General features: G+C 39.4%; 27 protein-coding genes and 1 pseudogene. 19 read left to right on the forward strand and 9 right to left on the reverse strand.

The genetic code is table 11. The annotated features are described in order from the left end of the window. The first annotated feature begins 90 nt into the window (after positions 1-90). A complete protein-coding gene (locus tag CBW18_RS05690) occupies positions 91-1,077 on the forward strand; it encodes a YeiH family protein (protein ID WP_008245480.1) in 987 nt (328 codons plus the stop codon). Between the two features lie 6 nt (positions 1,078-1,083). Here CBW18_RS05690 and CBW18_RS05695 read toward each other — a convergent pair whose 3' ends face one another. The 4 genes from CBW18_RS05695 to CBW18_RS05710 all read right to left on the reverse strand — a co-directional run bounded on the left by CBW18_RS05695 (position 1,084) and on the right by CBW18_RS05710 (position 6,198). Next, complete coding sequence (locus CBW18_RS05695; RefSeq protein WP_056095402.1) at positions 1,084-2,475, reverse strand: beta-propeller fold lactonase family protein; 1,392 nt, start codon at positions 2,473-2,475, stop codon at positions 1,084-1,086. Between the two features lie 3 nt (positions 2,476-2,478). Beyond that, a complete protein-coding gene (locus CBW18_RS05700; protein WP_082489588.1) occupies positions 2,479-3,075 on the reverse strand; it encodes a DUF305 domain-containing protein in 597 nt (198 codons plus the stop codon). A 92-nt stretch (positions 3,076-3,167) separates the two neighbouring features. After that, positions 3,168-4,364 (reverse strand): sulfite oxidase, encoded by a 1,197-nt coding sequence (locus CBW18_RS05705; RefSeq protein ID WP_008245487.1) that lies wholly within the window; start codon positions 4,362-4,364, stop codon positions 3,168-3,170. A gap of 295 nt (positions 4,365-4,659) precedes the next feature. Further along, positions 4,660-6,198: a SulP family inorganic anion transporter gene (locus tag CBW18_RS05710; RefSeq protein WP_088300340.1), complete on the reverse strand. Its 1,539-nt coding sequence runs from the start codon at positions 6,196-6,198 to the stop codon at positions 4,660-4,662. Between the two features lie 264 nt (positions 6,199-6,462). On the opposite strand from CBW18_RS05710, the pseudogene nhaA reads away from it, so the two are divergent. The 7 genes and pseudogenes from nhaA to CBW18_RS21820 all read left to right on the forward strand — a co-directional run bounded on the left by nhaA (position 6,463) and on the right by CBW18_RS21820 (position 11,486). Further along, a pseudogene (nhaA, locus tag CBW18_RS05715) lies at positions 6,463-7,642 on the forward strand (Na+/H+ antiporter NhaA). Positions 7,643-7,700: 58 nt separating this feature from the next. Next, positions 7,701-8,030 (forward strand): helix-turn-helix transcriptional regulator, encoded by a 330-nt coding sequence (locus CBW18_RS05720; RefSeq protein WP_088300341.1) that lies wholly within the window; start codon positions 7,701-7,703, stop codon positions 8,028-8,030. Between the two features lie 58 nt (positions 8,031-8,088). Then, positions 8,089-8,559 carry a DUF6428 family protein gene (locus tag CBW18_RS05725; protein ID WP_088300342.1) on the forward strand — a complete coding sequence of 157 codons (471 nt, stop codon included), beginning with the start codon at positions 8,089-8,091 and terminating at the stop codon, positions 8,557-8,559. Positions 8,560-8,576: 17 nt separating this feature from the next. Then, positions 8,577-9,662, forward strand: coding sequence for an ACR3 family arsenite efflux transporter (arsB, locus tag CBW18_RS05730; protein WP_088300343.1), 1,086 nt, complete (start codon positions 8,577-8,579; stop codon positions 9,660-9,662). Then, a complete protein-coding gene (locus tag CBW18_RS05735) occupies positions 9,662-10,432 on the forward strand; it encodes a metallophosphoesterase (protein WP_088300344.1) in 771 nt (256 codons plus the stop codon). Before arsB ends, CBW18_RS05735 begins: the two co-directional genes overlap by 1 nt. Before the next feature lie 3 nt (positions 10,433-10,435). After that, positions 10,436-11,173 (forward strand): metallophosphoesterase, encoded by a 738-nt coding sequence (locus tag CBW18_RS05740; protein WP_088300345.1) that lies wholly within the window; start codon positions 10,436-10,438, stop codon positions 11,171-11,173. A 64-nt stretch (positions 11,174-11,237) separates the two neighbouring features. Further along, the gene (locus tag CBW18_RS21820) at positions 11,238-11,486 is read left to right on the forward strand and encodes an ArsR/SmtB family transcription factor (protein ID WP_371566363.1); all 249 of its coding nucleotides are present in this window, start codon (positions 11,238-11,240) and stop codon (positions 11,484-11,486) included. Between the two features lie 471 nt (positions 11,487-11,957). Here CBW18_RS21820 and CBW18_RS21540 read toward each other — a convergent pair whose 3' ends face one another. The 3 genes from CBW18_RS21540 to CBW18_RS05765 form a co-directional block, all read right to left on the reverse strand. Then, the gene (locus CBW18_RS21540; RefSeq protein WP_187593135.1) at positions 11,958-12,179 is read right to left on the reverse strand and encodes a PTS sugar transporter subunit IIBC; all 222 of its coding nucleotides are present in this window, start codon (positions 12,177-12,179) and stop codon (positions 11,958-11,960) included. A 5-nt stretch (positions 12,180-12,184) separates the two neighbouring features. Then, a complete protein-coding gene (locus CBW18_RS05760) occupies positions 12,185-13,648 on the reverse strand; it encodes a recombinase family protein (protein ID WP_088300348.1) in 1,464 nt (487 codons plus the stop codon). A gap of 629 nt (positions 13,649-14,277) precedes the next feature. Further along, a complete protein-coding gene (locus CBW18_RS05765) occupies positions 14,278-15,024 on the reverse strand; it encodes an SDR family oxidoreductase (RefSeq protein ID WP_088300349.1) in 747 nt (248 codons plus the stop codon). A 105-nt stretch (positions 15,025-15,129) separates the two neighbouring features. On the opposite strand from CBW18_RS05765, the gene CBW18_RS05770 reads away from it, so the two are divergent. From CBW18_RS05770 to CBW18_RS05790, 5 genes are all read left to right on the forward strand, one after another. Beyond that, entirely contained in the window at positions 15,130-15,489 is a 360-nt protein-coding gene (locus CBW18_RS05770; protein WP_088300350.1) for a helix-turn-helix domain-containing protein, read from the forward strand. A 299-nt stretch (positions 15,490-15,788) separates the two neighbouring features. Then, complete coding sequence (locus CBW18_RS05775) at positions 15,789-16,082, forward strand: putative quinol monooxygenase (RefSeq protein ID WP_088300351.1); 294 nt, start codon at positions 15,789-15,791, stop codon at positions 16,080-16,082. A 133-nt stretch (positions 16,083-16,215) separates the two neighbouring features. Then, positions 16,216-18,759 carry an excinuclease ABC subunit UvrA gene (gene uvrA, locus CBW18_RS05780; protein ID WP_088300352.1) on the forward strand — a complete coding sequence of 848 codons (2,544 nt, stop codon included), beginning with the start codon at positions 16,216-16,218 and terminating at the stop codon, positions 18,757-18,759. 816 nt (positions 18,760-19,575) lie between these two features. Next, the gene (locus CBW18_RS05785) at positions 19,576-19,941 is read left to right on the forward strand and encodes a hypothetical protein (protein ID WP_140418633.1); all 366 of its coding nucleotides are present in this window, start codon (positions 19,576-19,578) and stop codon (positions 19,939-19,941) included. 534 nt (positions 19,942-20,475) lie between these two features. Next, positions 20,476-20,736, forward strand: a complete 261-nt coding sequence (locus CBW18_RS05790) for a hypothetical protein (RefSeq protein ID WP_088300354.1) — start codon at positions 20,476-20,478, stop codon at positions 20,734-20,736. A 283-nt stretch (positions 20,737-21,019) separates the two neighbouring features. Here CBW18_RS05790 and CBW18_RS05795 read toward each other — a convergent pair whose 3' ends face one another. Next, on the reverse strand, positions 21,020-21,280 hold the full coding sequence (locus tag CBW18_RS05795; protein ID WP_088300355.1) for a hypothetical protein: 261 nt from the start codon (positions 21,278-21,280) through the stop codon (positions 21,020-21,022). A gap of 597 nt (positions 21,281-21,877) precedes the next feature. On the opposite strand from CBW18_RS05795, the gene CBW18_RS05800 reads away from it, so the two are divergent. The 6 genes from CBW18_RS05800 to CBW18_RS05825 all read left to right on the forward strand — a co-directional run bounded on the left by CBW18_RS05800 (position 21,878) and on the right by CBW18_RS05825 (position 25,807). Continuing rightward, positions 21,878-22,096: a hypothetical protein gene (locus CBW18_RS05800; protein ID WP_140418634.1), complete on the forward strand. Its 219-nt coding sequence runs from the start codon at positions 21,878-21,880 to the stop codon at positions 22,094-22,096. A gap of 697 nt (positions 22,097-22,793) precedes the next feature. Then, complete coding sequence (locus tag CBW18_RS05805; RefSeq protein ID WP_088300357.1) at positions 22,794-23,429, forward strand: DUF5343 domain-containing protein; 636 nt, start codon at positions 22,794-22,796, stop codon at positions 23,427-23,429. After that, positions 23,422-24,012, forward strand: coding sequence for a Swt1 family HEPN domain-containing protein (locus CBW18_RS05810; protein WP_088300358.1), 591 nt, complete (start codon positions 23,422-23,424; stop codon positions 24,010-24,012). Before CBW18_RS05805 ends, CBW18_RS05810 begins: the two co-directional genes overlap by 8 nt. A gap of 69 nt (positions 24,013-24,081) precedes the next feature. Beyond that, positions 24,082-24,588: an ATP-binding protein gene (locus tag CBW18_RS05815; RefSeq protein ID WP_088300359.1), complete on the forward strand. Its 507-nt coding sequence runs from the start codon at positions 24,082-24,084 to the stop codon at positions 24,586-24,588. Beyond that, positions 24,549-25,280, forward strand: coding sequence for an aminotransferase class I/II-fold pyridoxal phosphate-dependent enzyme (locus CBW18_RS05820; RefSeq protein ID WP_088300360.1), 732 nt, complete (start codon positions 24,549-24,551; stop codon positions 25,278-25,280). Before CBW18_RS05815 ends, CBW18_RS05820 begins: the two co-directional genes overlap by 40 nt. A gap of 26 nt (positions 25,281-25,306) precedes the next feature. Next, entirely contained in the window at positions 25,307-25,807 is a 501-nt protein-coding gene (locus CBW18_RS05825; RefSeq protein ID WP_172406451.1) for a histidine phosphatase family protein, read from the forward strand. An 89-nt stretch (positions 25,808-25,896) separates the two neighbouring features. Here the strand turns inward: CBW18_RS05825 and CBW18_RS05830 are convergent, their stop codons facing one another. Further along, positions 25,897-26,574: a M15 family metallopeptidase gene (locus tag CBW18_RS05830; protein WP_088300362.1), complete on the reverse strand. Its 678-nt coding sequence runs from the start codon at positions 26,572-26,574 to the stop codon at positions 25,897-25,899. Between the last annotated feature and the right edge of the window lie 41 nt (positions 26,575-26,615).

Genomic DNA, 26,615 nt, shown 5'->3' on the forward strand with positions numbered 1-26,615 from the left:
ACATGAAGTTATGGAAGATAAGTTTTAATGATTTGATCGGGGTTTATTAGTTATGGATCTTTGAATTAGAAAATAAAGACAATCAAAATTATGACACAAATCAAAGACAATTCAAATTCTTCTAAAATAAAGGCGGGTAACCTGCTAAACTTAAATTTAAACACCCGTAAAATTATCTTCATCCTGGCAGTTTTGCTGTGCCTCTTTCCATTTATGTCGCCTCCTTTAGCCTTATTGCTAGGATTAGTATTGGCGCAACTAATGGAACATCCCTATCTGCATTTAAATCACAAGGCCACAAACCTGCTGCTAAAAATTTCTGTTGTCGGGCTAGGATTTGGAATGAATGTATTCAGTGCAATGAAAGCAGGAAAAGAAGGCGTACTGTTTACCGTAGTTTCTATTTTCGGAGTGCTTATCATTGGTTTTATCCTGGGAAAAGTATTTAAAATAGAACGTAAAACATCTTTTTTGATATCAGCTGGAACGGCGATCTGTGGTGGAAGTGCTATTGCTGCATTGTCGCCTGTAATGAACGCAGAAGAAAAACAGATCTCCGTTGCAATGGGTACTGTTTTTATACTCAACTCGGTGGCCTTATTTCTTTTCCCCGCTATCGGACATGCGCTTAACTTGTCACAGTCACAATTTGGTATGTGGTGTGCCATTGCTATTCACGATACCAGTTCTGTTGTTGGGGCAGCCAGTAAATATGGTGAACAAGCACTACAGATAGCCACAACTGTTAAGTTAGCCAGAGCACTATGGATTGTTCCCGTAGCGTTTGGTACATCTTTCCTGTTCAAAAGCAACAATAGCAAAGTTAGTATACCCTATTTTATAGGGCTATTTATCCTGGCAATGATCGCCAACACCTACTTACCTTTTATTAAGCCTTTTGCGCCCTACTTTGTAGCATTAGCAAAAGCAGGCTTAACTTTAACCTTGTTCCTGATAGGAAGCGGACTCTCATTTACTATCTTGAAAGCAGTGGGGATAATGCCACTGTTACAAGGCGTAATTTTATGGATAGTAATTTCAAGTGCTGCATTATGGGCAGTTATATCTTTGGTTTAAAATACATTAGTTACTGATCATCACCAGCTTTTTTGAAAGATCATCAATAAGAACCACATGTTTATAATCGGCGCCACCTGTTCCTACACTCTTAATTATCCCCGAGGATTGACCGCTAAAAGCTCCTTTTTCATCGGTCTTAAAAGAATTGATGACATAATCTGCGTTAAACGTATCATTTGAGGAGTTGGTTAACGCTAAAGTATACGAAGTATTTGGCTCGAGTTTTTTAAAGTCCTGTTGGACAAGATCAGTCAAGCCTACGCTTCTTACGTTTAGCATGCCTGATGACATTGAATTATCCTTATTCATCAATTTAATCACCTGACTTTTGTCTGCAAGATTAAGCGGGGTTAAATTTTCTTTTGAGGCATTTGCAGGGCTGGCATTAGCGGCGTACAACAATGCTTGCGGACATTGTCCAATAGCAATGGTTTTTACAACGGCCATTTTTACCAGATCAACCACTTGTACCTGGTCATCATTTTCTAATCCGACATATGCAAATTTACCATCTGCCGAAGTCCAGACGCCATGTGGCAATGATCCTGTCGCAACGCTATCAGTAAGCTTGAAATCTTGTGAAACACTAAATACTTTTAAGCTGTTTTCTCCGCCAATGGTTGCCAGCATCACAGGTGAATCATTAACTAAAGTAAAAGTGACATGGTTGGTAATTGGACCTGTATTTAGTACTGTATGTATCGTATTTGTCTCCGTGCTGATGACAGTGATCTTCCCTACATCCTTATGTGTCAATGCAATCCATTTCCCATCAGGACTACAGAATATATTTGGAGAAAATGGACTAACTACTGGAATACGCTTTACAATAGCATAAGAAGTTGCATTCACTACATCCACTTCTGCAGTAAAGCTGGAACAAATATAAGCCCATTTTCCATCTGGAGTAAAAGCAACCATTCCCGGGCCGTCGGCTACTGGAATTTGCTTGATTTCAATCAGTTTATTTGCATCAATTACGCTGATATACGATTCTCCTCTTACCGATATCCATGCCTGTGATCCTGAAGGGTTAAAGGTTGCCTCATGCGGTGAACGTCCGATATAAACAGTTTTTAAAACTTTATTTTTTGCTGTTGAAATAAAGGTTACTGAATTTGATCCAATGGAAACCGCTGCTAGTAATTGCCTTTTAGGGGAATAACCCAGGCCATGAACCAGGGCCTGTCCCTTATATAGAGGACTTAAGATATCAGGTTGGGGTTTACCAAGAACAATATTTCCTAATAGCGTTTGTGTTGAGGGATCTAAGACAGAAACCGTATTAGATATCTGATTGCCTGTATAAACCCTGTCTTGGGCATAGATTGATTGTGCTTTTGATTGTAGGGCAAAACTGAATATTAATAGCGTAAACAAGGATATCTTTTTCATATGTTAATGGGAGTTTGTAAATGTCTTCATTTGTTGGATTTCTATCTGTTCATCTGAGATAATATTCTCGGCCAGTCTTTTTACATTTTTATTTTTTCCATACCGCAACTCAACTTTAGCCATGTCGATGGCAGCCTGATGGTGAGGAAGCATTATCCTTGCAAAGGACAGATCAGTATCAGACAATTGTTTTTCTTCAGGCATTTGTTCCATCATCACTTTCATCATCTTCTGGTTGGCGTTTTGATGTTGGTTGCCTGTAGCGATAAATCCTTCAGGATGGCTGAGCAGGAGTCGCATTTGCTGAATCTGGGTTTGTTGCTCAGCTTTGATACTTTTAGCTAGCTGAATCATTTCTTTATTTTTTCCGGTCTTAATCTCTTCTTCTGCCATATCAATAGCACCCTGGTGATGTGGGATCATCATTTGTATGAAATCTCTGTCTGCAGATGTGGTAGCTGATATTTCATCCATCTTCATCATCATATGAGCCATTTGCCCAAGGAAGACATTTTTTTTAGTTGCCATTTGCATGTGTTCATGTTGTGCTCGTGCAGAGAAACTAGCAAATAGTAGAAGTATAGACGTGAATCTGATCATGGTTTGATGTAGAATATTAATTGTGATAAACTGTTTATGCCAAACAAGCCTTATGCGATAACCGCAAGATCCTGAAATTTGTTCTTATTGAGCTATATTACATCTACATCAATTGGCGAGATAAAATTAACCATGTAAGTTCTTCTGTCTAAATCATGCTCCATGGGTTGCGTTTTGCCATTTTGATCTGTCGCTCTAGCCATTAAACTATATCTTCCAGTCTTAGCAGGAACCACCCATTCAAATTCAAATAGCTGCCAGGCGAAAGGGATAGCAGGACCAATTAATTTTGCTGGTTGCCATGAATTTCCTTTATCCGTGCTTATTTCTACTTTCGATAGGTTACTATCACCTGACCATCCTGCACCCCTTACTTGATAAGGTTTTCCAGCCGGCACCGCTTCAAACAATACCGGCCTTGATATTTCAGACTTAACCAATGTAGTGGTTACGGGCGTCAAGGTAGGTAGTCCTTCAACACGCTTCCAGTAAGCATATTCAATCGTCTGCCAATAGCCATCAAACGGCTTTTCAGATGCAGTAATTTTCATCAGCCATTTCACAGATGCCATACCATACCATCCTGGAATAATTGCCCTTGCCGGGAAACCATGTTCAGCACTCAATGGTTTTCCATTCATTTCATAGGCGATGATGATGTGATCCTGCATTGCTATATTTAACGGAATGCTTCGGGCGAATTTGATTTTTCCTGGTGATTTCGGCTCTTCTGTAATCATCCCCTCATCATTCCCTTCCAAAATAATGTCTACCGTACCCACCTTTATGCCAGCCTTCTTTAACAATACGGATAAAGGTACTCCTGTCCATTCAGCATTGCTGATCCCACCTTGTTCCCATCCTAAACCCTTCACTTTTGGGGCGAGGTTAGCACGTCCGTTTCCGGCACATTCTATAGTAGCCATTACCTTTTTTGCAGGAAGCTTTTTAAGTTCGCTCAGATTGATCTTTATGACATGATTGGTGTTGCCGCCAATCTCTAATTCCCAATTTGTAGCATCAATATTGGGAATATTAAAATGACTCCTGATGAAGAACTGGTTATTTGGAGTAATCCTGTTTTTTAACGTAGGAAATGGAAACTCCATATTTAATGGCTTTTTCTCTCGCGTAATAAGTCCTGGAAAGTCATTGTCTTCTCTGGTTTGTTGAATCTCCTTCGCCGAAGCCCAGGATGGTATTGTTGCGCCAGCTATCACCGGGATAATTCCAGTAACAAAATTACGTCTGTTTAACGTGTAGTTTTGTGATGTTTTGTCGTTTTTCATTTCAATAAATGTAGGTGATTACAATATAGCCAAAAATCTCTCATAGGATAACTTGTATTCTTCCTTTTTCTTGATGGTTGAAAGGAAACAACTGTAGACTTTACTTCATCGCTGGCCTGCTAGAAAAGACACAATAGTTCTATAACTGTTTATCAAATACTCATCTCAATTTCTATCAAAAAACGGTGGAATAGTGATAGGACTAGCAGTCATCTTTCAAAAAACGAGGGAATAATGATAACGGAAATACTGGAGGAGCTATATAAAAAGCTCCATCCAAATTTCTAATTTATACTTAAGATTTGTCAATAGCGACACGATATGTCGGATCTTCATATATATTAACATCAATAACACTTTCAGCGTTTTTAAGTAGTAGCCTACAATCTTCGCTTAAATGTTTTAAATGAAGTTTTTTACCCGCGAGATGGTATCGTTCTGTTAACTTGTTTAATGCTTCAATAGCAGACATATCCGACACTCGACTGTCCTTAAAATCAACAATTACTTCAGATGGGTCTTCATTAACATCGAACTTTTCAGTGAACGCTGTAACTGAACCAAAAAACAATGGCCCATAAATTTCGTAGTGCTTGGTGCCACTTCCATCCACGAATTTTCTTGCACGAATCCTTTTTGCACTCTCCCAGGCAAAAACAAGTGCCGATATAATTACACCAATTAAAACTGCAAGGGCGAGGTTATGAAGCCAAATGGTGATCGCAGCCACCAGTATGCCAATAAATATATCTTGTTTTGGCATTTTATTGATGATCCGTAAACTGATCCACTCAAAGGTTCCTACGGCCACCATGATCATCACGCCTGTAAGGGCAGCCATTGGAACTAAACCAATTATCGGTGCGCCAAACAGAATGATAAGCAAAATAGTGAGTGCTGCCACTATGCCCGACAGGCGGGCTCTCGCCCCTGCTGAAAGATTTACCAAAGTCTGAGCAATCATTGGACATCCTCCCATACCATAGAAAAAGCCATTCAGAATATTGGCAATACCCTGAGCTATTGATTCACGGTTACCATTCCCCCTGGTTGCAGTAATTTCGTCTACTAGGTTAAGTGTTAACAGCCCCTCGGTAAGCCCAACTCCTGCCATGATCGCGGCATAGGGCAATATAATTTGAAAGGTTTCAAATGTCAATGGAATCTGAGGAATGTGAAATGGTGGAAACCCTCCGCTGACAGAGGCAATATCGCTTACTGTTTTAGTATCGATACCGAACCCGAGGACGACAAGAAAAACAACAATAATAGCAACCAGGGATGGTGGTACCGCCTTTGTTATCTTTGGAAAGAATAGTACGATAGCAATGGTAAGCGCAACCAACCCGGCCATGATTAAAAGTGGGCTACCGGTCAACCAGGCCTCTTTTCCATTGATGATGGTTTTGAACTGTTCAATCTGGGCCATGAATATAATAACTGCCAGTCCATTAACAAAGCCATACATTACCGGTTGGGGAACAAGTCTGATAAATTTCCCAAGCTTGAAAAGACCTACCAGGATCTGAAAGGCGCCGGCGAGGGCTACAGCGGCGAATACATATTCAATTCCATGCGCCTGCATCAAAGCAATCAGCACAACTACGACTGCTCCTGCACCGCCTGAGATCAGACCTGGACGACCGCCCAGAACTGAGGTTACAAGCCCCATAATAAAAGCTGCATAAAGACCGACCAAGGGGGGGAAACCCGCAAGGATAGCGAAGGAGAGCGATTCAGGCATCATGGTCATGGCCACAGTGATGCCAGCCAAAATTTCGGTTTTGTAGTTGACTTTTTGAGATAAGTCAAAAAAACGTGTACGTAAGAACATACCAATAAAATTAAAGGTCAAAAATTATAAAATAAGGGGCATTGCCCTAGCAAGGGATTATGCTAAGGGAGAAAAGAGTCACTGAAAGAATTCAGGGCTTTGTCACAGGGTTATATGAAACTTGTTTAACTTTTCTCATTTCGATTGATGCAAAAATAGAAAAATATTTTTAAAATCTGTCATTACCTATGGTTTTGCTCTGGTGTCTGAATTAACAGGAGGCAGATTTAGACCGTAAAAATGAAAATGTTATATTTGAAAAATATGCCAATGTCGATCAACAAAAAGGTTTTTAAAGACTTTTTCAACTCTACAACATCAAGTGGGATTATCTTATTTTCCTGTTTAATTTTGTCTTTAATAATAGCAAACTCGCCACTGGGTGAAGGCTTTGATAACTTTTTAGCGAATCAAATTGGATATGAAACCACCAGTTTACATTTAAAGTATTCTGTTGCGCTATGGATCAATGATGGCCTGATGGCCATTTTCTTTCTTTTGGTGGGACTTGAAATTAAAAGGGAAATTGTGGAAGGTGAACTTTCCTCACCTAAAAAGGCAATACTTCCGATTATATGTGCGATTGGTGGTGCCATTGTGCCGGCAATAATCTATACCATATTTAACCGTGATACGCCAACTGCTAGCGGATGGGGTATACCAATGGCTACAGACATTGCTTTTGCACTAGCCATTCTATCGCTCCTGAGTAAAGGTTCCACTTTCCCTAAAGATCTTTCTAGCTGCCCTGGCTATTGTTGATGATCTGCTTGCAATATTAGTAATCGCGGTATTTTACTCTTCGGATCTCCACTATATGAATATGGTTTATTCCGGGGCTATATTGATACTACTGTTCCTCTTTAATCGCTTCGGGTTAAAGAACCTTGCCTTTTACCTAATTCCAGGTATTTTTATCTGGTACTTTGTTCATCACTCAGGCATTCATGCAACTATTGCAGGAGTTTTGATAGCGCTTACACTACCCACAACAGCAGATCATAAAGAGTCTCCACTGGAAAAACTAGAGCATGCACTTACTAAACCCGTTAATTTTCTGATCATTCCAATATTTGCACTGGCCAACACCAACATCCGTTTTGAAAACGGCATGGTAGAAGGGCTTTTTACAGGTCTGGGAATGGGCATTGTGCTAGGTCTGGTTATTGGTAAATCTTTGGGTATATTATTTATATCATGGCTCAGCGTAAAGCTTAAGCTAAGTGAGCTACCTGAAAATGCAAAATGGGTTCATATCCTTGGTGTTGGCCTACTTGCAGGTATCGGGTTTACCATGTCCATATTTATATCAATCTTATCCTTCGCTGACCCGCTGCTTGTTCAGGAAGCAAAGTTTTCAATTCTTGTCGGCTCCGTAATATCAGGACTATTAGGTTATTTGATTTTAAACCTTAGCAGCAAAAAGAGAGATCAGAAGAATTAAAATTAATATTCTGATAAATTTGTTGTTTCATTAATAAATCGTAATATTGCAATATTATATGGGACTTACAAAAACCGAAATGTTTACCTCCGAGCAGAACCAGCTTGCTCAGCTATTAAAAGCAATGGCTCACCCTGCACGTATTGCTATTCTGCAAAGAATACTAGTTTTCAATACTTGTATTTGTGGAGATCTTGTAGAGGAGCTGGGTCTTGCCCAAGCTACAATCTCCCAGCATTTAAGGGAATTAAAGTCTGTCGGGATTATCCAGGGTACCATCGAAGGGGTTAGCGTTTGCTATTGCATAAACCCTGAAACATGGAAATTACTGGAAGCCCAAATCGGTGCCTTCCTTGGATCATATAAGCTAGAAGCTAGCTGCTGCTAGCTTTTTTTAATCAAATCAATCGTTTAATTGCAATATAAAAATACTTAAATCTTTAATTATGAAACTATCAGAAATAAAAGCCCACTTGGCGCAGGCTGAAAGCGTAAACTTTCAATTAGAAAACGGTACACCAGTTCCTGAACATTTCCATGTGACCGAAGTTGGTGTTGTTACTAAAGATTTTATTGATTGTGGCGGTACGGTACGTCATGAAAAAGTAGCCAACTTCCAACTTTGGGATGCCAACGATTTTGAGCATCGTTTGAAAGCAGGCAAGTTGCTAAACATCATATCTCTTTCTGAAGAAGTATTGGCGATGGAAGATCTGGAAATTGAGGTAGAATACCAGGCTCAAACTATTGGTAAATACGACCTTGGTTACGATGGTAAAAACTTCCTGCTTATTGCTAAGACAACAGCGTGCCTTGCTCCGGAACTATGTGGTGTTCCTGAAGTAAAACAAAAAGTACAATTTCAGAATCTTGCTGCTTCAGGATCAGCGTGTACACCAGGTGGCGGTTGCTGCTAAATAATCAATCATAAACTATGTCTGCAAACAACTGTGCACCTGCTGCCGAAAGAAGAAAATTAAGCTTTTTAGACCGGTACCTTACACTATGGATTTTTCTAGCGATGGGTATCGGTGTAGCTACCGGCTATTTTCTACCATCTTCCTCCGGATTTATAAACTCGTTTTCCAGTGGAACCACAAACATCCCATTAGCTATCGGACTGATCTTAATGATGTATCCGCCACTTGCTAAGGTGAAATATGAAAAGATGGGAGAAGTTTTTAAAGACACTAAAGTCTTAAGCGTATCCCTGGTTCTGAATTGGGTAATTGGTCCACTTCTAATGTTTTTTTTAGCAATCACTTTTTTAAGAGATTATCCGGAATATATGGTTGGGCTGATCCTTATTGGCCTGGCAAGGTGTATTGCTATGGTGGTGGTCTGGAACGAGCTTGCAGAGGGTAACAGGGAATATGCAGCAGGCTTGATTGCACTGAACAGCATTTTTCAGGTATTGCTCTACAGTGTGTTTGCTTATATCTTTATTACCGTTTTGCCACCTTTTTTTGGTCTGGAGAGCCTTGAAGTAAACATCACCATTTCCGAGATTGCTAAAAGCGTAGGAATCTACCTGGGGCTTCCCTTTGCAATGGGTATAATCAGTCGGTACGGCCTTATTAAACTGAAAGGTGAAGACTGGTTTCAAAACAAGTTTATCCCGCTGATTTCCCCAATTACTTTGATAGCGCTACTTTTTACTATCGTAATTATGTTTAGCCTGAAGGGCGAACTGATTGTACAAATTCCAATGGATGTAGTGAGAATTGCTATACCCCTTGTTATTTATTTTTCTATCATGTTTGTGATCAGCTTTTTTGCTGGCCGTTACTTCGGTGCAGACTATTCAAGAAGTACATCAATTGCTTTTACGGCCACAGGAAATAATTTCGAACTGGCCATAGCAGTTGCTATTGGTGTTTTTGGAATCAATTCGGGACAAGCATTTGCGGGCGTTATTGGCCCTTTGGTTGAAGTCCCGGCACTGATTGCCCTGGTCAACCTTGCTTTTTACTTCCGCAAGAAATACTATCCGTCAAAAAAATTAAACACCATACATTAATGAGAATTGCACTTTTTTCAGATATCCATGCTAATCTTCCTGCCCTGGAAGCCTTTTTTAAACACGTTGAAACCAGAAACACTGATGCAATTTATTGCCTTGGAGATTTAGTTGGATATAACATCTGGCCAAACGAAGTAATAGATGAAATTCGCAAACGAGGCATACCAACTATCGCAGGAAATTATGACTGGGGCATTGGCAGGTCTAGTGATGATTGCGGTTGTGCCTATAAAACAGAAGAAGAAAAAGCATTAGGTAAGGTTTCTATCTCCTACACAAACGAAGTGGTAAGGGACGAACAGCGTGCTTATCTAAGAACCCTTCCTGCTCACATTAGACTAGAATACCAGTTGAACCACGATAAACGCAATATTCTGTTTGTACATGGTAGCCCCCGTAAGGTCAATGAATACCTTTTTGAAGACCGTGATGAAAAAAGCATGCTTCGGATCATGGAACAGGCAGATGCAGATATTATGTGTTTTGGCCATACCCACAAGCCTTATCATAGAATTTTAAACTCAGGGAATGAAGGTGCGGATCATTTCAGGCATGCCATTAATATTGGCTCAGTAGGTAAACCAAAAGACAGCGACCCAAGGGGTGGTTATGTTATTTTAACCATCAACCCTGATAGTACAGTAAACAATAAGGACAGTGTTAAAGTCGAATTTATTCGCTTTGAGTATGATATAGAAAAGGCAGCTAAAGCCGTAGAGGATAGTCCTCTTCCGAATGAATATGCAGACATGTTGCGTAGAGGATAAGGTATGAGAATAGCACTATTTTCAGATATTCATGCCAATCTACCTGCATTTAAATCAATGTTAGACGATATGGATGACCAAAAACCCGATGCCGTTTATTGTCTCGGTGATCTGGTGGGATACCACATCTATCCAAACGAAATTATCCAGGAGATCCGTAAGCGTGGAATCGGAACTTTGAAAGGTAATCATGACCAGAAGGTTGAAAAATTAATTACAACCCCGAATAGTCTCCAGGAGCCAGGGAAGAATTATGCGTATCATTTAATCAGCCAGGATAATAGAGATTACCTGAAGACACTGCCTGCGCACATTAAATTGGAATACAAACTACAATCCGAAACACTCAATCTTGTTTTTGCCCACGGCAGCACCAGAAGTATAGATGAATATATTTTAATAGATACGGATGAAAAGTATGTTTTAGATATGATGCAGGAAGCAGGTGCAGACATGCTCTTTGTTGGTCATTCTCACAAGCCTTACCATCGTATTTTAGAGGATAATGATAATAAGTTTAAGCACGTAGTTAACCTCGGGTCGGTAGGAAAGCCTAAAGACGGAGATCCCAGGGGCTGCTATGTGATACTTACCATTGCTGCAGACAGCTCCCTATCAGATAAAAACAGCATACAGGTAGAGTTTATAAGGTTTGAATATGACGTAGAAGCCTCAGCAAGAGCTATTGAAAATAGTTTGTTGCAAAGTGAATTTGCAGATGCATTGCGACTAGCCAAATAACACTAACCAAATGGAGGTCAACACCAGAGACTATGCGCCAATAGAAAAGCAGCTTGCAAAGTTCATGCGGGTCTTGGCACACCCAGCCCGGATGGCTATAATGATCCGGCTTGCAAGGAAAGAAAGTTGTACTGAAGGAGTAATAAACGATCTGCCAATTGAAGAATCTTCAGTTGCAAAGCATCTTAAAGCCTTAGAAGTTGCTGGACTTATAAAAGGGAATACCTCAAATTTACGATCACGTTATTGCATTAACTGGTACGCCTTTTGGATTTCTCTGAACAATTTAATTTGCTATTTAACAGTTTTTTAGAGCAAGCACCAATTCAAAGCTGCAAGACCAAGGTTTAAGCTATCTATGATAGTTCAGCTAGGGGTTCTAATACACGGCAGAGCAAGAGAAATATTGCGATCATTATTTCTCTTCTTCCAATTATCAAAAAACGGTCGTTTCTTGATAATACAAAAATGGGCGAAACAATTCATTGAAGAGGCTATTGGAATAGATTTCAAAATGATAAATTCCTTGGTAAAACTTATAGTAATTTCTTTTTACGATACTGCCTTTCCACCTTATTGTTTAACAAATTCTCAAAATCAACTATCGCTTCGCAATGCTCATAAAAGTTCGAACTTCCGCGGATTGACCTACATAAGGAAACACCACATTATGGTTGTTTCCTTTTTTTTTGACAATAAAATTCTACTAGTCAAAACTTTACGCTTAAACCAGTATCAGTTCGAAAATTACTTTTTAAGTCCTTAGACTTAAAACAAGAATAGTCTAAAAAACATCATTGGAAGATTTTGATGCAGATTTTGACTTGTTCGAAGTCTCTTTCGGGATATTATAGGTTCTTCCATCTTGATTTCCTGAATAATTCTTAGAAATTAGATATAAGAAATCCAAAATAATACCAGCTTCACTATCATCCACATAGATGCCATTCTTGGCTAAAACAACAATAGCCCGTTTAACAGAGATCTTACGCTCGGTGAAATTCATTTGTATCAGCTTTTGAGTTCAGAAATCAATATTTTTGATAATGCACTGTCCAGTTTAAGAGAAATATCCCCAGTTTGAAAGTTAACGGTATTTAATGGCAGAAAATTTAGCAAGTGTCTCCTATCAGCTATATCAAAAGTGTCATACTTTCTAAAAACCCTTACAATTTCTCCGTGATCCAACTTCCTCTGGAAGTCAATATTATTCAGTTTGTCAATATTATCCCCTAATTCTTTTTTAAGGCAAGAAGTCCTTATCAGGAACTCATTTTTAAATTCGCTATAATCATCGAACTTAAGCATATCATCTACAAACAAATTGCGTGCCTTAGAGAGTGTATTCTGATGATGGGCCAACTGCCTTAACAACTCTCTTCTCTCTCTTATATATTCTGCTTTATTTGTCCTTAAATTAGAATCGTCCAAAACAAGATCAAAAAGTTCTATCGCTCCAGGAGAAAGTAAAAGCTTTTGTAATTCTCTCTCATAATTAAAGTTTAACAACACTGCACTTATTCGATTATTACATCCCTTATAGCAATGATAATATGGGTATTTACTTTTTGAGCCACGCGAAAAACTGCCTGTAAGCTTTTTATCACACAATGGACATTTTAAAAAACCTCTGAGAAAGAATGTGGATCTAAGCAGTTCTCTCCTGGTTGAAACCTTTCTCTTTGTATTAATAATATTTTGCACCTCGTAAAAAACAGACGGGGAGACTAATGCATTATGGCTGCCTTTGACAACCTGCCAATCAGAAGAGTCAAGTTTCACCGGAATTAAACCACAATAAACTGGATTACGAATGAGCTTTGAAAAGTTCGATTTTGAACACAGCAAACCCTTGTCCAAAGCCATTCTCCAAACATCTGACATCCGATAAATATTTTTGAGCAGCTGATGAAATATCCACTTTATGATGCGTGCTTCGGGTTGCTTTGGCTCTATACTTTTTTTGCCATCCGAATCGGTTAAATTTACGAAACCTATCGGAGCCTTATTTGGATGCCTACCCATCTGTCTTGCACGGCGCATACCATTTGCAGTATTTAGGGCTCGACGGGTATTTTCAGCTTCTGGTACAGAAAGATAAACGGCGAGCATAATCACACTTTCAGGCACATCAAGGTCAATTGGCTGATCTATTGCTATAGCATATGCATTATTTTTCCTAAGAATGCCAATCATCTCATAGGCATTATGTATGTTTCGGCTAAATCTATCCCATTTAATAAATAGAATATTTTTTTCTTCTTTCTTAGGCTTTTTTTTTATAACAGTAACAAGTTTTTTCCATTCTGGCCGATTGAAGTTTTTAGCTGAATAGTCCTCTCGATAAATATCTTCCACGATAATATCATTCGACGCACAATACTTCAACAATCTATCTTCTTGGTCGGGCAATGAATAGCCCTTTCTTTTTTGCTCGTCGGTGCTGACACGGACGTACAGATAAGCTGATTTCATAGATTTAACTATTTAAATTTCAGTATCTAACGAAAAAGATCGATTGGGGGTATTCAAAAATCGCAAAACATCAATGCTTTATGCAGGTGTAAATCTTCGATGAATTAATTAGTTATATCAGTTGTTTTTTCAAGACTTCTGAGATTATGCACGAAATAAAAATTATAGCATTAGGTTGCCGTACTGAATTTATTGACAACATACATTCTAAAAACTTAACCTTGTCAGCAATAGTTCTGCTTTTGTTTGGTTTGCATAGTTTTCATCAAGCATACATAGTACTTTTAGACTCATCCTCACTCTTGGTGATCGGCTAATATTCACAAAACTTCAAACCGTCCGTAAATGAATAACGTCTAAACGTTTTGTTTGCGTATTCAGCCGGGTGGAGCTCCGGATTCCAATTGGTACTACAAAGAGGCGTATCCCTATGGCTAGAAACTGCTAAAACGGCTTGAGATTTATAAATGGAGAACTGGTGTTTTCAGTATTGAAGTCACAGGCAAAAACTACCCCTGGAGAATCTAATTATTAAAGTCGGTGCGGCCGTTTTGCTCCGAAATAAGCCTGACCGTTCTAAGATTAACCCAGAGTAGCTTTTGTTGAAGATATTTATTTAAAGATTGGTTTTATTTCAGTGCATATCCGATGTACCCGCCATCAGCCAATAGCTCAGCGCCTGTAATAAAACTTGCATCCTGAGAAGCTAGAAATAAAACGGCTTTGGCAATTTCCGAAGGTTTACCCATTCTTTGCAGGGCTGTTGTTGAAGCAAACTGTTTTTTTACGGTCTCATCTGGCACAGCCTTGTCGAAACCTTCCGTCTGTGTGGGACCAGGACTGATCATGTTTACCCTGATGTTTCTTCCGGCAAGTTCATTTGCTGCAATTTGGGCAATCTTGTTGAGGGCTCCTTTGGTTGCGGAATAGACACTACCGTACATTTGGGCGGCGGTTGCCACCGTAGATGAATTGAAGACTACTGCACCACCGTCATTCATATATGGAAGCAGTTTCTGTAAGGTGAAATAAGGTCCTTTTACGTTTGTATTGAACTGTGCGTCGAAATCGGCTTCAGTAGCCTCTGCAATGGGTGCAAAAGTAGCTATTCCTGCATTTAAGAATACTACGTCTAATTTTTGACCGCTTTCTGCTATAGCTGTGGCCAAAGTTTCAATGCCAGCGAGGTTTGAGGTATCTGATTTAACGGTCTTAAGGTGATCGCTTTTGAGTAAAGCGGCGGCTTTGTCGAGGTTTTCGATGTTTCTTCCTGTAATCCATACATTTGCGCCCGCTTCGATGAAGGCAGTTGCGGTTGCAAATCCTATTCCTGTTGTTCCTCCGGTAATTACTATGTTTTTTCCTGTAAAATTCATTTTTAATAGATTTAATTTATGATGCAAATTTAGAATAGCTTTATATATTATTGTAACTTTGTAACTAAAAGTAACAGTAACATTTGGGTAACTAGGTAACTAATTATGGAAAATATTTGTTGTCCGGCGGATAATGAGCACAATAAAAAACAGATCCTGGCTGTCCATGATGCTATGGATGTATTAAGTGGAAAATGGAAAATATCTATAATTTCCTCTGTCTGTTATTTCAACCAACGTAGATTTTCGGACATTTTAAATGACGTGAGTGGCATTTCCAACAAGATGCTAAGTAAGGAACTTAAGGATCTTGAAGTAAATAAATTGATTAAAAGAACTGTTTTAAGTACCCAACCGGTAACCGTTTTGTATCAACTTACCGAATATGGACTTACTTTAAAAACTATCATAGATAATCTTGCCGATTGGGGCAGGCAGCACCGGAAAGAAATCACGGGCAAATAAAGTATGATCATGTTGCTTTTCTTTTAGCTGGTTGTAGGCTTCTGGGCAAGAATGTCCGGTTTGGCGCGGGGATATGTGGCCGCTTTTGGGAGCATCTCATCTCTGCTTGGGTATCTGGTGTGAAATTAAATGTTTATTTTCTTTAAAGGTTTAACCCTTTCAGCTTTCCTAGGGCACTTTATTATTTTAATCTTTAATAATCTGATTATTTGGTAGTTAATATTATAACGTGGCACTATTCGTGGGGCTTTCTTGGCGGTGGAATTTTTGCCGCCGATAATCCTTAAATTATAAACGAAATGGAAAAATTAGCATTACTGGCCCGCCTGGAGGCCAAAGCTGGTAAAGAGCAACAAGTTGCAGATTTTATCAAAAGTGCCCTGCCTTTGGCCGAAGCTGAACCCGGAACTATCCGTTGGTATGCGCTGCAGATCTCGCCGTCTACCTTCGGTATATTCGATACCTTTGCGGATGAAGCTGGGCGGGATGCTCATCTGGGTGGAGAAATTGCCAAGGCTTTGATGGCCCATGCGGATGAACTGCTGGCTACGCCGCCGGTAATCGAAAAGGTTGCCTTGCTGGCAGTTAAATAAGTGAAAAATAAAAAGGCTAGATCCCCTATGGATAACATCAGGGGATCTTGTCTCAGTTAAATTTATGTTTACGTTTCTGCCCTTAGATGAAATCGAAAAAAACTAGCATCCCCTTTGCTTTGTTTAACAAGATATGCCTTCACAAAAAAAATTACCCAGCATCGTTATCAGAGGTGCCAGGGAACATAACCTAAAGAATATCGATTTGGAAATACCAAGGGACCAGTTGGTAGTATTCACCGGAGTCTCTGGATCTGGAAAATCTTCGCTAGCCTTTGGTACCCTCTACGCAGAGGCACAGCGCAGGTATCTGGAATCCGTATCTCCTTATGCGAGGCGGCTATTTAATCAGATGTCGATCCCTGAGGTAGACAGCATCACCGGACTTCCACCGGCGGTTGCGCTGCAGCAGCAGCGCGGAGGAGCCTCGACGCGCTCTACAGTGGGGAGCGTGACGACCCTTTCCAACTTGCTGCGAATGCTCTATTCCAGGGCAGGGGATTATCCAGGCGGACAGGGTATCATCTATGCAGAAGGCTTTTCGCCCAATACACCGGAAGGTGCTTGTGGGCACTGCCATGGACTGGGTAAAGTATATGAGGTGAGCGAAAGGAGCATGGTTCCCGACGAAACAAAAACTATCCGCGAGCGCGCGGTTGCCAGTTGGCCCACTGCGTGGCAGGGCCAGAACCTGCGGGATATCTTAACCTCTATGGGTATTGATGTTGACATTCCCTGGAAACAGCTTTCTAAAAAAAACCGTGACTTTATCTTGTATACTGAAGAATCGCCTTCGGTTCCTGTCTACCCAGGGTATACCCTGCAAGAGGTGAAAAGGGCAATCATGGCAAAAAAACAGTTCGATTATATGGGTACCTTTATTGGCGCACGGCGGTATGTACTGCAGACCTTTGCGACCAGTCAGAGCCAGTTGATGAAAAAACGCGCGCTTTCGTTTATGACCGGAAGGGAATGCCCGGTCTGCGGGGGAAAGAGGCTGAAAAAACAGGCGCTTTCGGTAAAATTCGAGGGATTGGATATTGCCCAGATGAGCCGACAACCGCTCCAGGTGCTGCAAGATCTTTTCGGTCCTTATGCACGGCAATCAACGAAGGGGGATAATTCAAATAGGCATCACCTGGAAAAACAACTGGTTACCCAGCGGATCGCAGCTGACCTATATTCACGCATAGCGGTGATGCTGGAACTAGGTCTGGGTTATCTCAGTCTGGAACGGAGTACGCCGACGCTGTCTCCGGGAGAGCTGCAGCGGCTTAGGCTTGCTACGCAGGTACACTCTAATCTTTTCGGGGTTGTCTACGTATTGGACGAACCATCAGCAGGACTACATCCTGCGGATACCCGGGCGCTCCTCAATATCCTTGACCGGCTAAAACAGGATGGCAACTCGATCTTTGTTGTCGAGCATGAGATTGAGGTCATCCGCCATGCCGACTGGATCGTGGACATTGGTCCCGGTGCGGGCGAAAATGGTGGCAGGGTGATCTATAACGGCCCGGCGGCAAAGATCAAGGACTGCAAAGCGTCCATCACGGCGGGTTATCTCTATCCTAAAACACCATCTGCTAAAGCCAATGCACAGGCAGAAAGGAAACCGGAACAGTGGCTGGAACTAGAAGGGGTACACAAGAATAACCTAAAGGATTTAGATGTTGCCATCCCGATTGGGATAATGACCAGCGTAACGGGCATTTCGGGATCGGGTAAGAGTAGTCTGATCTCCCAGGTTTTGGTTGAACTGGTGGGGGCTGCGCTGGGGCAAAAGCCAGAAGCAGCTGAAGCGGAAAGCGGAACGGACCTTTTGGAGCAGCAGCCTGAAGACATGGTAAAGGGCGCGATTGCCGGAGGGCTCAAGGGGATCCGCCGTTTGGTGGTGGTAGACCAGAAACCCATCGGCCGAACGCCGAGGAGCAATCTGGCCACTTATACAGGTCTTTTCGATCCGGTGAGGAAGCTGTTCGCCAGCACGCCTGGGGCCAGGAAAAAGCGCTATGATGCCGGGCAGTTCTCTTTTAACGTGGCCAAGGGAAGGTGCGCCAACTGCCAGGGCGAAGGACAGGTAATGGTAGAGCTCCTGTTCCTGCCCAGCGTGTATACCCCCTGCCCTGTCTGCATGGGAACACGCTACAACGCGGATACCCTGAAGATCTTCTATAAGGATAAAAATATTGCCGATGTGCTGCAGCTCACCGTGGATGAGGCCGCCGATTTCTTTGATGAAGAACCTGGCATTTCAAGGGCGCTTGAAACGGTAAGGGAGGTCGGCCTTGGCTACCTTAGGCTTGGGCAATCTGCCACAGAACTCTCTGGGGGCGAGGCGCAGCGGATTAAACTGGCCACTGAACTCCAGCGCGCGCAGAACGGAAGCACGCTTTATATCCTCGATGAGCCAACGACGGGCCTTCACCCGAGCGATGTTGAGCGGCTGATGGCCCAACTTAATCGCCTGGTTGATGCCGGCAATACGGTTGTGCTGGTAGAGCACGATATGCACGTGGTGGCAGGAAGCGATCATATCATCGATATCGGCCCGGGCGCGGGATCCCAGGGAGGAAAGATTGTAGCAACCGGGAGCCCTGCCGAGGTAAGCAGAAATGCTACAAGCCGAACTGCCCCCTATCTGAAAGCCTATCTTTCGGGGAAAATTTGCCCCTAGCGACCTGGGCATGCAGTTTGATTGCTTATTTTGGAGTCTAGCCTTGTTTATGCGGAAATACGCAAGCAAGCTTATCTCTGCTGGCTGAGGATGGATTTAGACTATAGACAGCTATTGCGGGGAAAGGTAAATTTTAGCAGTGGGCTTGGAAGGGCATTTTTTTAGCCAAGACTGAGCTGGGACAAAGTTGGATGCGTTTAGTAAAGCTAGGCAATTTAGCCCTGGTTACTATTTATGGGTTTGATGATATGCACTGAGAGGGAACTCTGATCCCCAATTGTCAAATGCTTGTTGGATATCATGATAATTCACCCAGGTTTTTTATCTTGACTATACCTAAAATCATCCTTTCTAAGGAAAAACGTTACCAAAGAGTGGGGATTTCGCTAAAACTGTGCAGTGATTCTCATTCCAAACTGTACACCCCGTTTTTACCATCTGGTTTTGATGGTATCCCAAAGACTGACCCAAATATATTCAATCCGGCCAATCTGACTTGGTCATTTTTCAAACAGTATTCGTAATTGTTGGTCCACTGACACTCCTCCTGATTCCTTAGAAGGTAATATTCAGCCTCTAAAAGGACATTTTAGACTTGGACTAACAGAAAATTACCGTCGATAAAAAATACTCCAACAAAAGATTTATAAGTTTCGTTTTTAAGGTCTTTAGCGCATCGACAATTTAATTTCTCCATGCAAAACAATCAATGAGTCCGGTCGGACTTCCGGAAAGCTTAAAACCGCTTAAAATGAGCTGGGTGGCCATTTTTAAGCGAAATAGAGTGAACAATACAGACCGAAAAAGCTGGCCACTATGCGCGAAAACAGGTGGATACTAATGCCGAGATCCCCAGATTATAGAGTAAAGAGGTATTTTCCTGCAGAAAAATTGGATTCTTATAAAAGCTACTATCAGCGCTACTATGCAGAACATAATGAGCACATTCAATTTATTATAGAGTTGTTTCGGGAAAAAAAAACCGATGAAACTGAACTTGCAGCAACTGTTTTGGCATGCAGTATTGAGCTAACCAAAAACAATAGCCTTGATAAGACTAATCTTTTGAAAACTTTTTATGAATGGCATGACAAGAAAAAACGTTTCACCCAAAGCCAAATTTTTAGATCCTTTGAGTTCCTAAAAGCAAATAACCTATTATCGGCAAATTTTACGTTATAGTTATTTTAGGATTACAGCAATGTGCTTTTAAGCAAAATCTAACTTTTTTTGGCGAATTTAATCAACAGGAAATAAATAAGAAATCACACCTATGGTTCGTTAGAACAGACAATTTCTTTTCGAATCCAGATACCATTGTTGCCAATTTTGCACCTAATACAAATTTTACGATAATTTCTTTTTCCTATACTGTCCCTCCATCTTGTTATTGACCACTTTTTCAAAATTTACTATGGCCTCACAATGTTCATAAAAGTTCGATTTTCCGCCGATTGACTCTACTTATTAAAAGCTCATCGAAAGATGGGCTTTTTTTGTTTAAAGGGTTATTGAGTGTGATTTCGCAGATAATACTACAAGTAATCGCTTATCCAAATATAACTTTCAAACACTAAAATATCAAGCTCCAACAATCGAAATCTTGATTCTTTTGGCGCGTTAGTTGGCGCATGCCAAATGAATATTAGAATAACTTCAATATCTTTAAGGCGGAGTAGCAATAAAGCTATTACGCTAAATTTTGACAATAAATAAATGGAAGTAAAAGAGATTAGATTTGATGATGGCTCATTGGTTTTTTATGATGAGACTGGACATGATATATACTTTATTCGTGAGGATTTATTAGATGAAGTAATGGATGATGGAGATTCCGAATGGATTAACCAATTATCTAGTAAGAGTTGGGCAACTAAAGCGATACTGCAACAAGTTGCTGATATTATAACTGAGAAGTTTCCAGATAATAAGATTAATTGGGGAACAACTAATAAATTGATACAAACACAAGAGTAAACACGAAAGCCCACGTGAGTGGGCTTTGTTATTCTAAAACGTATTGAAAGTAAATTAATTAATCTGCTTGCATTAAGCTAATTATTGGTTTAAATGCGATAACATCAGATTTGGGTGCTCGCTTGTTTCCAATTGAAGTAGTGGTTACTACATCATAAATATAGTAAAGAAATCATCTTCACAGTAACGTTTTAACCTTCCAACGTGAGTTGGCATATTTAAACCTCTACGTATGTCTCCAATAATTTTAATAATATCGTCCGAAGTATATTCTACATCAATCTCAAAAAGCTTGATTTATAGCATTATGATAAACTCTACCTTGAGAGTCTGCATTAGCAACTATGCTCAGTTTTTCATTTAATTGAGTCCAACTATTTTGGCCACGAGGTTTAATATTCTTTACTATATTGATTACAGTAGCTTCATCTTCAAATATTGAAGATAGGTAATTAAACCTTGTTTTTTGTCCGAATGATAACTCACTCAAGAACTTGCTCACGGTAGTTGCTGAACTACCTGTTGATAAAATGCGCTTTGCCATTTTAATAATAATATTAAGTAATTGATGTCTTAAGCCTTACTATTAACAGCTATCTTGTAAGTGAGACGCATCAAATTAATTTTTAACTTAAACTATGGCTCTGTTTAGCCATGTTTTACTTTCAATATGTCAAAGAATAAAGCAGATAGTTTCCCATTTGCATAAAACAAAGATACATTATTAACAATAATTGGTTTAAATTAACTAGAAGCAATGCTGTTTAATTAATTGATTATCAATAAAGTTATTAACATTCGCTTTTTTTTCTTATCGATTGTAATACTTCAATCGAAGTTTATTATCAAGATATTCAATGGGATTTAAATTAGCAGACCGATCAAACAGGTTTGCTTTTTTAATGTTTGCAGTTTCCCAAAAGTTCCAAGTTTCTTAAAAGTTCGAGATTATTCGAGTGCAAGAAAATAGTAACACTCTTAAGAGATAAGACTTCAGAGAAAAAAGCAATTTGGAACAAGACTAGTGGTCAAGATGAATATAAACTTCAGATTGGTGAAGGAAGTTCCATTGTAGTTTCTTTTGACTATGGTAACTATGATAGCGAATATAACTATCAGTATATTCAATAAGAATGGAGATATGGTAGAAAGATATGACACTGAAAATGAACAAGATGATGATAGTTCCAAATTACTGTGGTCATTCCATAAAGCCGCACGGGATTCTTACTATAAAGTAGAGGAGAAAATGGAGCATCTTCTCAATGAAATATCAAAACAGGATGTGGTAGGCATTAATGAAGAAAAGAAAATTATTCCTCCTGCAGTGCTTAGTGAAGATGATGATTTGCCATTTTAATCCTAATACCATTCCTCTCTCCCAAAGGTGGCTTAAGCGGAGAAAGGAATGGTTTAGTCTTTATTTAGTAGTGCTAAGGCAATTTATAGCTATTTACAACGGTTTGCAAAGTTACTTTCATTGCAGTAGTACTTCGGTAGCTGCATAGCAAACCCGATAAGGGAGATCGGTATTCGGCAAGTCTAACACCACTTAAAACACACGCCATCCACTATGTTTCTGTCATGGTTTTAATTTTGGTGAAGCGGTTGCCTCGTGAATGCTTTCTCTATCTTTATCTAGGATTTGCTTCGCTTCATCCTGGATAAATCTAAGCGCATTCTTAGTTTGGCGAACCTGCGTGGTTTCTCTGGCATCAGCTTGTCACTATCGTTGCGAATCTTCGCTCAGGCCAAATTAGGCAACAATACCGCCAAGCCTCGCGTTTTATTACATAAAACATATCGTTACATCGTTCTATGAACTTCTTTGTAACGACCCTCGAAACATTCGCATTTCGGTTCGCATTAAAATTACTAAATCCAAATTTACATTTTGTGAATTACAATTATCTGCATACATTAGTAAAAATTAACCTCATCATGCTTCTTTAAGTTAGTATTGTTGTTCTTCTCATTTTTAATAATAAGTGAATTACTTCTTTGCTTTCAAAGCCCAATAGCACTGGATAGGTTTGGTAAAAAACAAACTTTAAGATATGGCTTCAGAAATCCCATACATGGCCGCACCCGGTGCTATCGCCAAAATTTTAGATAAAATTAAAAATGCTGCAACACCTGAGACATTTAGCGGCGATTTTCTAAGTACAAAGTTAGGATTTAAAGGAGGTAATTACCTAACATTTATTTCATGGTCCAAAAAATGCGGATTGTTAAATAGCGATGGCTCTCCAACAATGCTTTATAAGCAATTTCGAAATCCTTCAACGTCTGGTGCAAGTTTGGCTTCCGCTTTAAAAGTTGGATATTCTGAATTATATGCTCGCAATGAATATTGTCATGAATTAGATAAGAAAAACTTTAAGGGGTTGGTTATGGAGGCAACTGGAGAGGCTCATGATTCAGCAAAAGTTGATAGAATAGTATCCACTTTTTTCAATGCTAAAGAACTAGCAGACTTCGAAAGTCAATCAACTCCTTTGAAAACAGAAGCATCAGATAGCGTAGTTAGTAGTGGTATTGAAAAAAACATAGATAAGAGAGAAAAAAAAGTAAGTAGTGATATAAAGTTAGGATTAAACTATACTATCAATCTTGTTTTACCAAAAACAGATGATCCATCTATATATAATGCGATTTTCAAATCCTTAAAAGAAAATCTTTTAAATGACTAGTTTAAATACTGAATCCAAGATTAAATTATTTGCGTTGGCTAATTCGCTTGCAGAAAATCAGCTTGATAAAGTTGAAAGAGATTTCCAAGTCGACCTAGGACGTAAAGCCCCCTTACAAGCTAAACGTCGTGAATATTATTTGCAATTTGATTCAAGGTTCAGACTTGAAGCGCAATTAATGGCTGAGCATTACGAGGTATTCTACTGTCTTGAACGTTCAATAAGAAGTTTAGTTGTTCAATTAATGCTTGAAAAATATGGGGATAATTGGTGGCTTGAGAAAGTTGATGAAGAAATTAGAAAAAATGTGGAAAAAAATATTCATAGAGAAGAAGATTCAGGTTTTACGATTCGTTCAGAAGAAAAAATCGATTACACCACATTCGGTGAATTAACTCAAATTGTAACAAAAAATTGGACTGCCTTCGAAACATTATTTAAACGTGGTCAAAGAGCTTTTCAAAGAATCACAAATAATCTTAATCAACTTAGAGGTCCAATTGCTCATTGTTGTGCATTGGCTGATGATGAAGTTGTAAGACTTGAATTAACTGTAAAAGATTGGTTCCGATTAATGGAATAATTTAGAATAATAATATAGTACAAATGTTTCCAATTAAATACAATATAATCCATTTAGATTACTACTCAGATGAACAAAATACAAAATGTTGTAATTACAAAATTTTGGGGAGATAAAACTGTCAAAATTGACTTTGATGAAGACGTTAATTTCTTAGTTGGCGTCAACGGTTCAGGTAAGACTACAATTATTAATTTAATAGCCGCAACACTCACGGCTAATTTTAAAGCGTTGGACAGCATTCAGTTTGGCAAAATTGAGGTTGAGCTTGTTCCAAAATTGAATTCAAAAAAAAAGCTTGAAAACGCTATAATAAAAGTTGAGAAAATAGAACGAGATTTCTCGCCCTACCCAAAAATAGAGTTTTCACTCAAAAGCTATGAATCATCAAAGTTTAAAAATTTTAATTTAGAGGACCTTGAAGAAGATAATTTCTATAGATATCAAAAAGATTTTCTTATTAGTAGAAGTTTATTTGATCAAAATAGATATTCAAATGATATCGGTCTTGAATTGGAAAAACTAGTAAACGTTAGTTGGCTATCAATTCCAATACCCATCCTTCAATTTGGATAGATGAACAACCCGAAGCTAACGGTACTTTCAAAAACTGGAGCAAAGAAACCCTGCAGTTAATCAATACTTCAACAGAAAAAAACTGGATATTGATCAGTAATGCGATGAACAACCTGGTTCCTGAAGTTTATGATTTCAGCTTCCTGAATAATATTGAACCGGATAAAAACATCACTTTAATTGTAGATGATTCTCATGGGATCGGAATAAACAATCAGGGTTTAAGTGCATTCTCCTCCTTACCTGAAAGAGAAAACATCAGTCATGTGGTGGTGGCTTCAATGGCCAAAGCCCTTGGCGTAGACGCCGGATTGATATTGGGTTCAGAAAAAATAATTATGCAGCTCAAATCTACCAGTACCTTTGTTGGCGCATCTCCTCCTGCCGCAGCTGGTATTTATGCTTTTATGCATGCAGAAAGTATATATAAAAAACAGTGGCTAAAACTTCAGGACAACATAAACTTATTAACCAGGAACCTGAATCAATCATGGAAATATGCACCTGGTTTCCCCGCATTTTTAATTGATGATGCTACAATTGACCAGCAATTATGGAAACACAACATTTTAATTTCATCTTTTCCTTACCCTACGCCCGCAAGCAAACCCATTAATCGGGTTATTTTATGCAGCTGGCACGAACATTCTGATATTAACCGATTATGCAATACCATTGGCTTGTTTTCTTAACCGATAAATTTTTCAATCTTTATAAAATGAAAAAGATCATTCTATTCTGCTCCTTAAGTTTACTTTTTTCTATCGCTACCTTTGCTCAAACAACAGAAATATGGATTGTAAGACATGCTGAAAAAGATAAAACCAATCCTGAAGATAAGGACCCTAACCTATCCGATGAAGGTAAAATCAGGGCAGGTGATTTAGCCACCTTTCTCCAAAAGACAAACTTTGATGTTGCCTTTTCTACACCCTACAAAAGAACGCATCAAACTTTAGATTCACTGATCATCCCAAAGGTGATTAACTATAATGACCCAAAATCACTGGTTGATTCTGTTAAAAAAAATTATGCAGGCAAGAAAGTTATCATAGCGGGTCATTCCAATACCCTGCTGGAAATTATTGAAGCTTTTGGTGCCAAAAGACCTATGGAAATGCTTACGGAGGATGATTATGACTATATTTTTCACCTAACCCTGAAAGATGAGAAGGCTAAGGTGAAAATGGATCAGTTTGGCAGGCCACATCACCTTTAGTTCGGAGTGATCAGTTTGGAGTTATCATGCTTCTCGCTTGTTTAACTGCCCAAACAAATGAACTATTGACCAATGACTATTCAACCAACTTAAAGTTTTTCAAAAGGAATATTCATTAGCGGATAGTTTTGCCATCCGCTAAAATCATAGTGCCACCATTCATTTTTAAGTACATTGAGTCCGTACTTTTTCATGATCCTGATTAAAAAGTTGCGGTTCTTTCTTACCTCTTGGTTCACCGGCTCATAGTTTGCTGCAGCAGCAGCGGAGAAACTATCATAAGGCGTAGCCATTGCAATTTCTTTACCGGTTTTCAGGTTAATCAATGTTAAATCAACAGCACATCCCCGGTTATGTTTTGATCCCTTTGCAGGATCAGCCACGAAGTTTTTATCACTTGCCTTTTTATAAAACTCAACTGTAGTGGCATAAGGGCGATAGCCATCAAAAATTTTCAATCCGTAGCCTTTTTTATTTAATTCCCGCTGGATTTTCTTCAATGAAGCGACAACTGGTTTACGGGCAAATGCCCTCGCCTGCCTATACATCACCTGCTTCATGAAGTTATTCTTCGTGGCATAGCGAATATCCAGCGTAATGTTCGGAATAGCTTTCTTAATCTCCACTAACTCATTATCCGGATTGGTTTTAACAGAAGCTAAATATTGATTGTAAGAGTTAACGACAACTAACTTTGGCCTCTTGCCGTTTTGAGCAGAAGCAGAGAAAGAAACAAATAGGAATAAGATGAGGAGTTTAGTTTTCATAGTGTCGTTTCTATAAACAGGTCACCATTTCAAAGTACAAA

Source organism: Pedobacter sp. AJM (genome assembly GCF_002197755.1).
In the GTDB taxonomy this organism is placed as follows: domain Bacteria; phylum Bacteroidota; class Bacteroidia; order Sphingobacteriales; family Sphingobacteriaceae; genus Pedobacter.

Coding starts and splice junctions, on each gene's coding strand:
- CBW18_RS05825 (WP_172406451.1), top strand. CDS start 25,307: ATGAAAAAGATCATTCTATTCTGCTCCTTAAGTTTACTTTTTTCTATC.
- CBW18_RS05740 (WP_088300345.1), top strand. CDS start 10,436: ATGAGAATAGCACTATTTTCAGATATTCATGCCAATCTACCTGCATTT.
- CBW18_RS05725 (WP_088300342.1), top strand. CDS start 8,089: ATGAAACTATCAGAAATAAAAGCCCACTTGGCGCAGGCTGAAAGCGTA.
- CBW18_RS05735 (WP_088300344.1), top strand. CDS start 9,662: ATGAGAATTGCACTTTTTTCAGATATCCATGCTAATCTTCCTGCCCTG.
- CBW18_RS05770 (WP_088300350.1), top strand. CDS start 15,130: ATGGAAAATATTTGTTGTCCGGCGGATAATGAGCACAATAAAAAACAG.
- arsB (WP_088300343.1), top strand. CDS start 8,577: ATGTCTGCAAACAACTGTGCACCTGCTGCCGAAAGAAGAAAATTAAGC.
- CBW18_RS05795 (WP_088300355.1), bottom strand. CDS start 21,280: ATGGCAAAGCGCATTTTATCAACAGGTAGTTCAGCAACTACCGTGAGC.
- CBW18_RS05805 (WP_088300357.1), top strand. CDS start 22,794: ATGGCTTCAGAAATCCCATACATGGCCGCACCCGGTGCTATCGCCAAA.
- CBW18_RS05775 (WP_088300351.1), top strand. CDS start 15,789: ATGGAAAAATTAGCATTACTGGCCCGCCTGGAGGCCAAAGCTGGTAAA.
- CBW18_RS05815 (WP_088300359.1), top strand. CDS start 24,082: ATGAACAAAATACAAAATGTTGTAATTACAAAATTTTGGGGAGATAAA.
- CBW18_RS05830 (WP_088300362.1), bottom strand. CDS start 26,574: ATGAAAACTAAACTCCTCATCTTATTCCTATTTGTTTCTTTCTCTGCT.
- CBW18_RS05710 (WP_088300340.1), bottom strand. CDS start 6,198: ATGTTCTTACGTACACGTTTTTTTGACTTATCTCAAAAAGTCAACTAC.
- CBW18_RS05695 (WP_056095402.1), bottom strand. CDS start 2,475: ATGAAAAAGATATCCTTGTTTACGCTATTAATATTCAGTTTTGCCCTA.
- CBW18_RS05690 (WP_008245480.1), top strand. CDS start 91: ATGACACAAATCAAAGACAATTCAAATTCTTCTAAAATAAAGGCGGGT.
- CBW18_RS05810 (WP_088300358.1), top strand. CDS start 23,422: ATGACTAGTTTAAATACTGAATCCAAGATTAAATTATTTGCGTTGGCT.
- CBW18_RS05720 (WP_088300341.1), top strand. CDS start 7,701: ATGGGACTTACAAAAACCGAAATGTTTACCTCCGAGCAGAACCAGCTT.
- CBW18_RS05785 (WP_140418633.1), top strand. CDS start 19,576: ATGCGCGAAAACAGGTGGATACTAATGCCGAGATCCCCAGATTATAGA.
- CBW18_RS05800 (WP_140418634.1), top strand. CDS start 21,878: ATGGTAGAAAGATATGACACTGAAAATGAACAAGATGATGATAGTTCC.
- CBW18_RS05765 (WP_088300349.1), bottom strand. CDS start 15,024: ATGAATTTTACAGGAAAAAACATAGTAATTACCGGAGGAACAACAGGA.
- uvrA (WP_088300352.1), top strand. CDS start 16,216: ATGCCTTCACAAAAAAAATTACCCAGCATCGTTATCAGAGGTGCCAGG.
- CBW18_RS21820 (WP_371566363.1), top strand. CDS start 11,238: ATGCGGGTCTTGGCACACCCAGCCCGGATGGCTATAATGATCCGGCTT.
- CBW18_RS05760 (WP_088300348.1), bottom strand. CDS start 13,648: ATGAAATCAGCTTATCTGTACGTCCGTGTCAGCACCGACGAGCAAAAA.
- CBW18_RS05790 (WP_088300354.1), top strand. CDS start 20,476: ATGGAAGTAAAAGAGATTAGATTTGATGATGGCTCATTGGTTTTTTAT.
- CBW18_RS21540 (WP_187593135.1), bottom strand. CDS start 12,179: ATGAATTTCACCGAGCGTAAGATCTCTGTTAAACGGGCTATTGTTGTT.
- CBW18_RS05700 (WP_082489588.1), bottom strand. CDS start 3,075: ATGATCAGATTCACGTCTATACTTCTACTATTTGCTAGTTTCTCTGCA.
- CBW18_RS05705 (WP_008245487.1), bottom strand. CDS start 4,364: ATGAAAAACGACAAAACATCACAAAACTACACGTTAAACAGACGTAAT.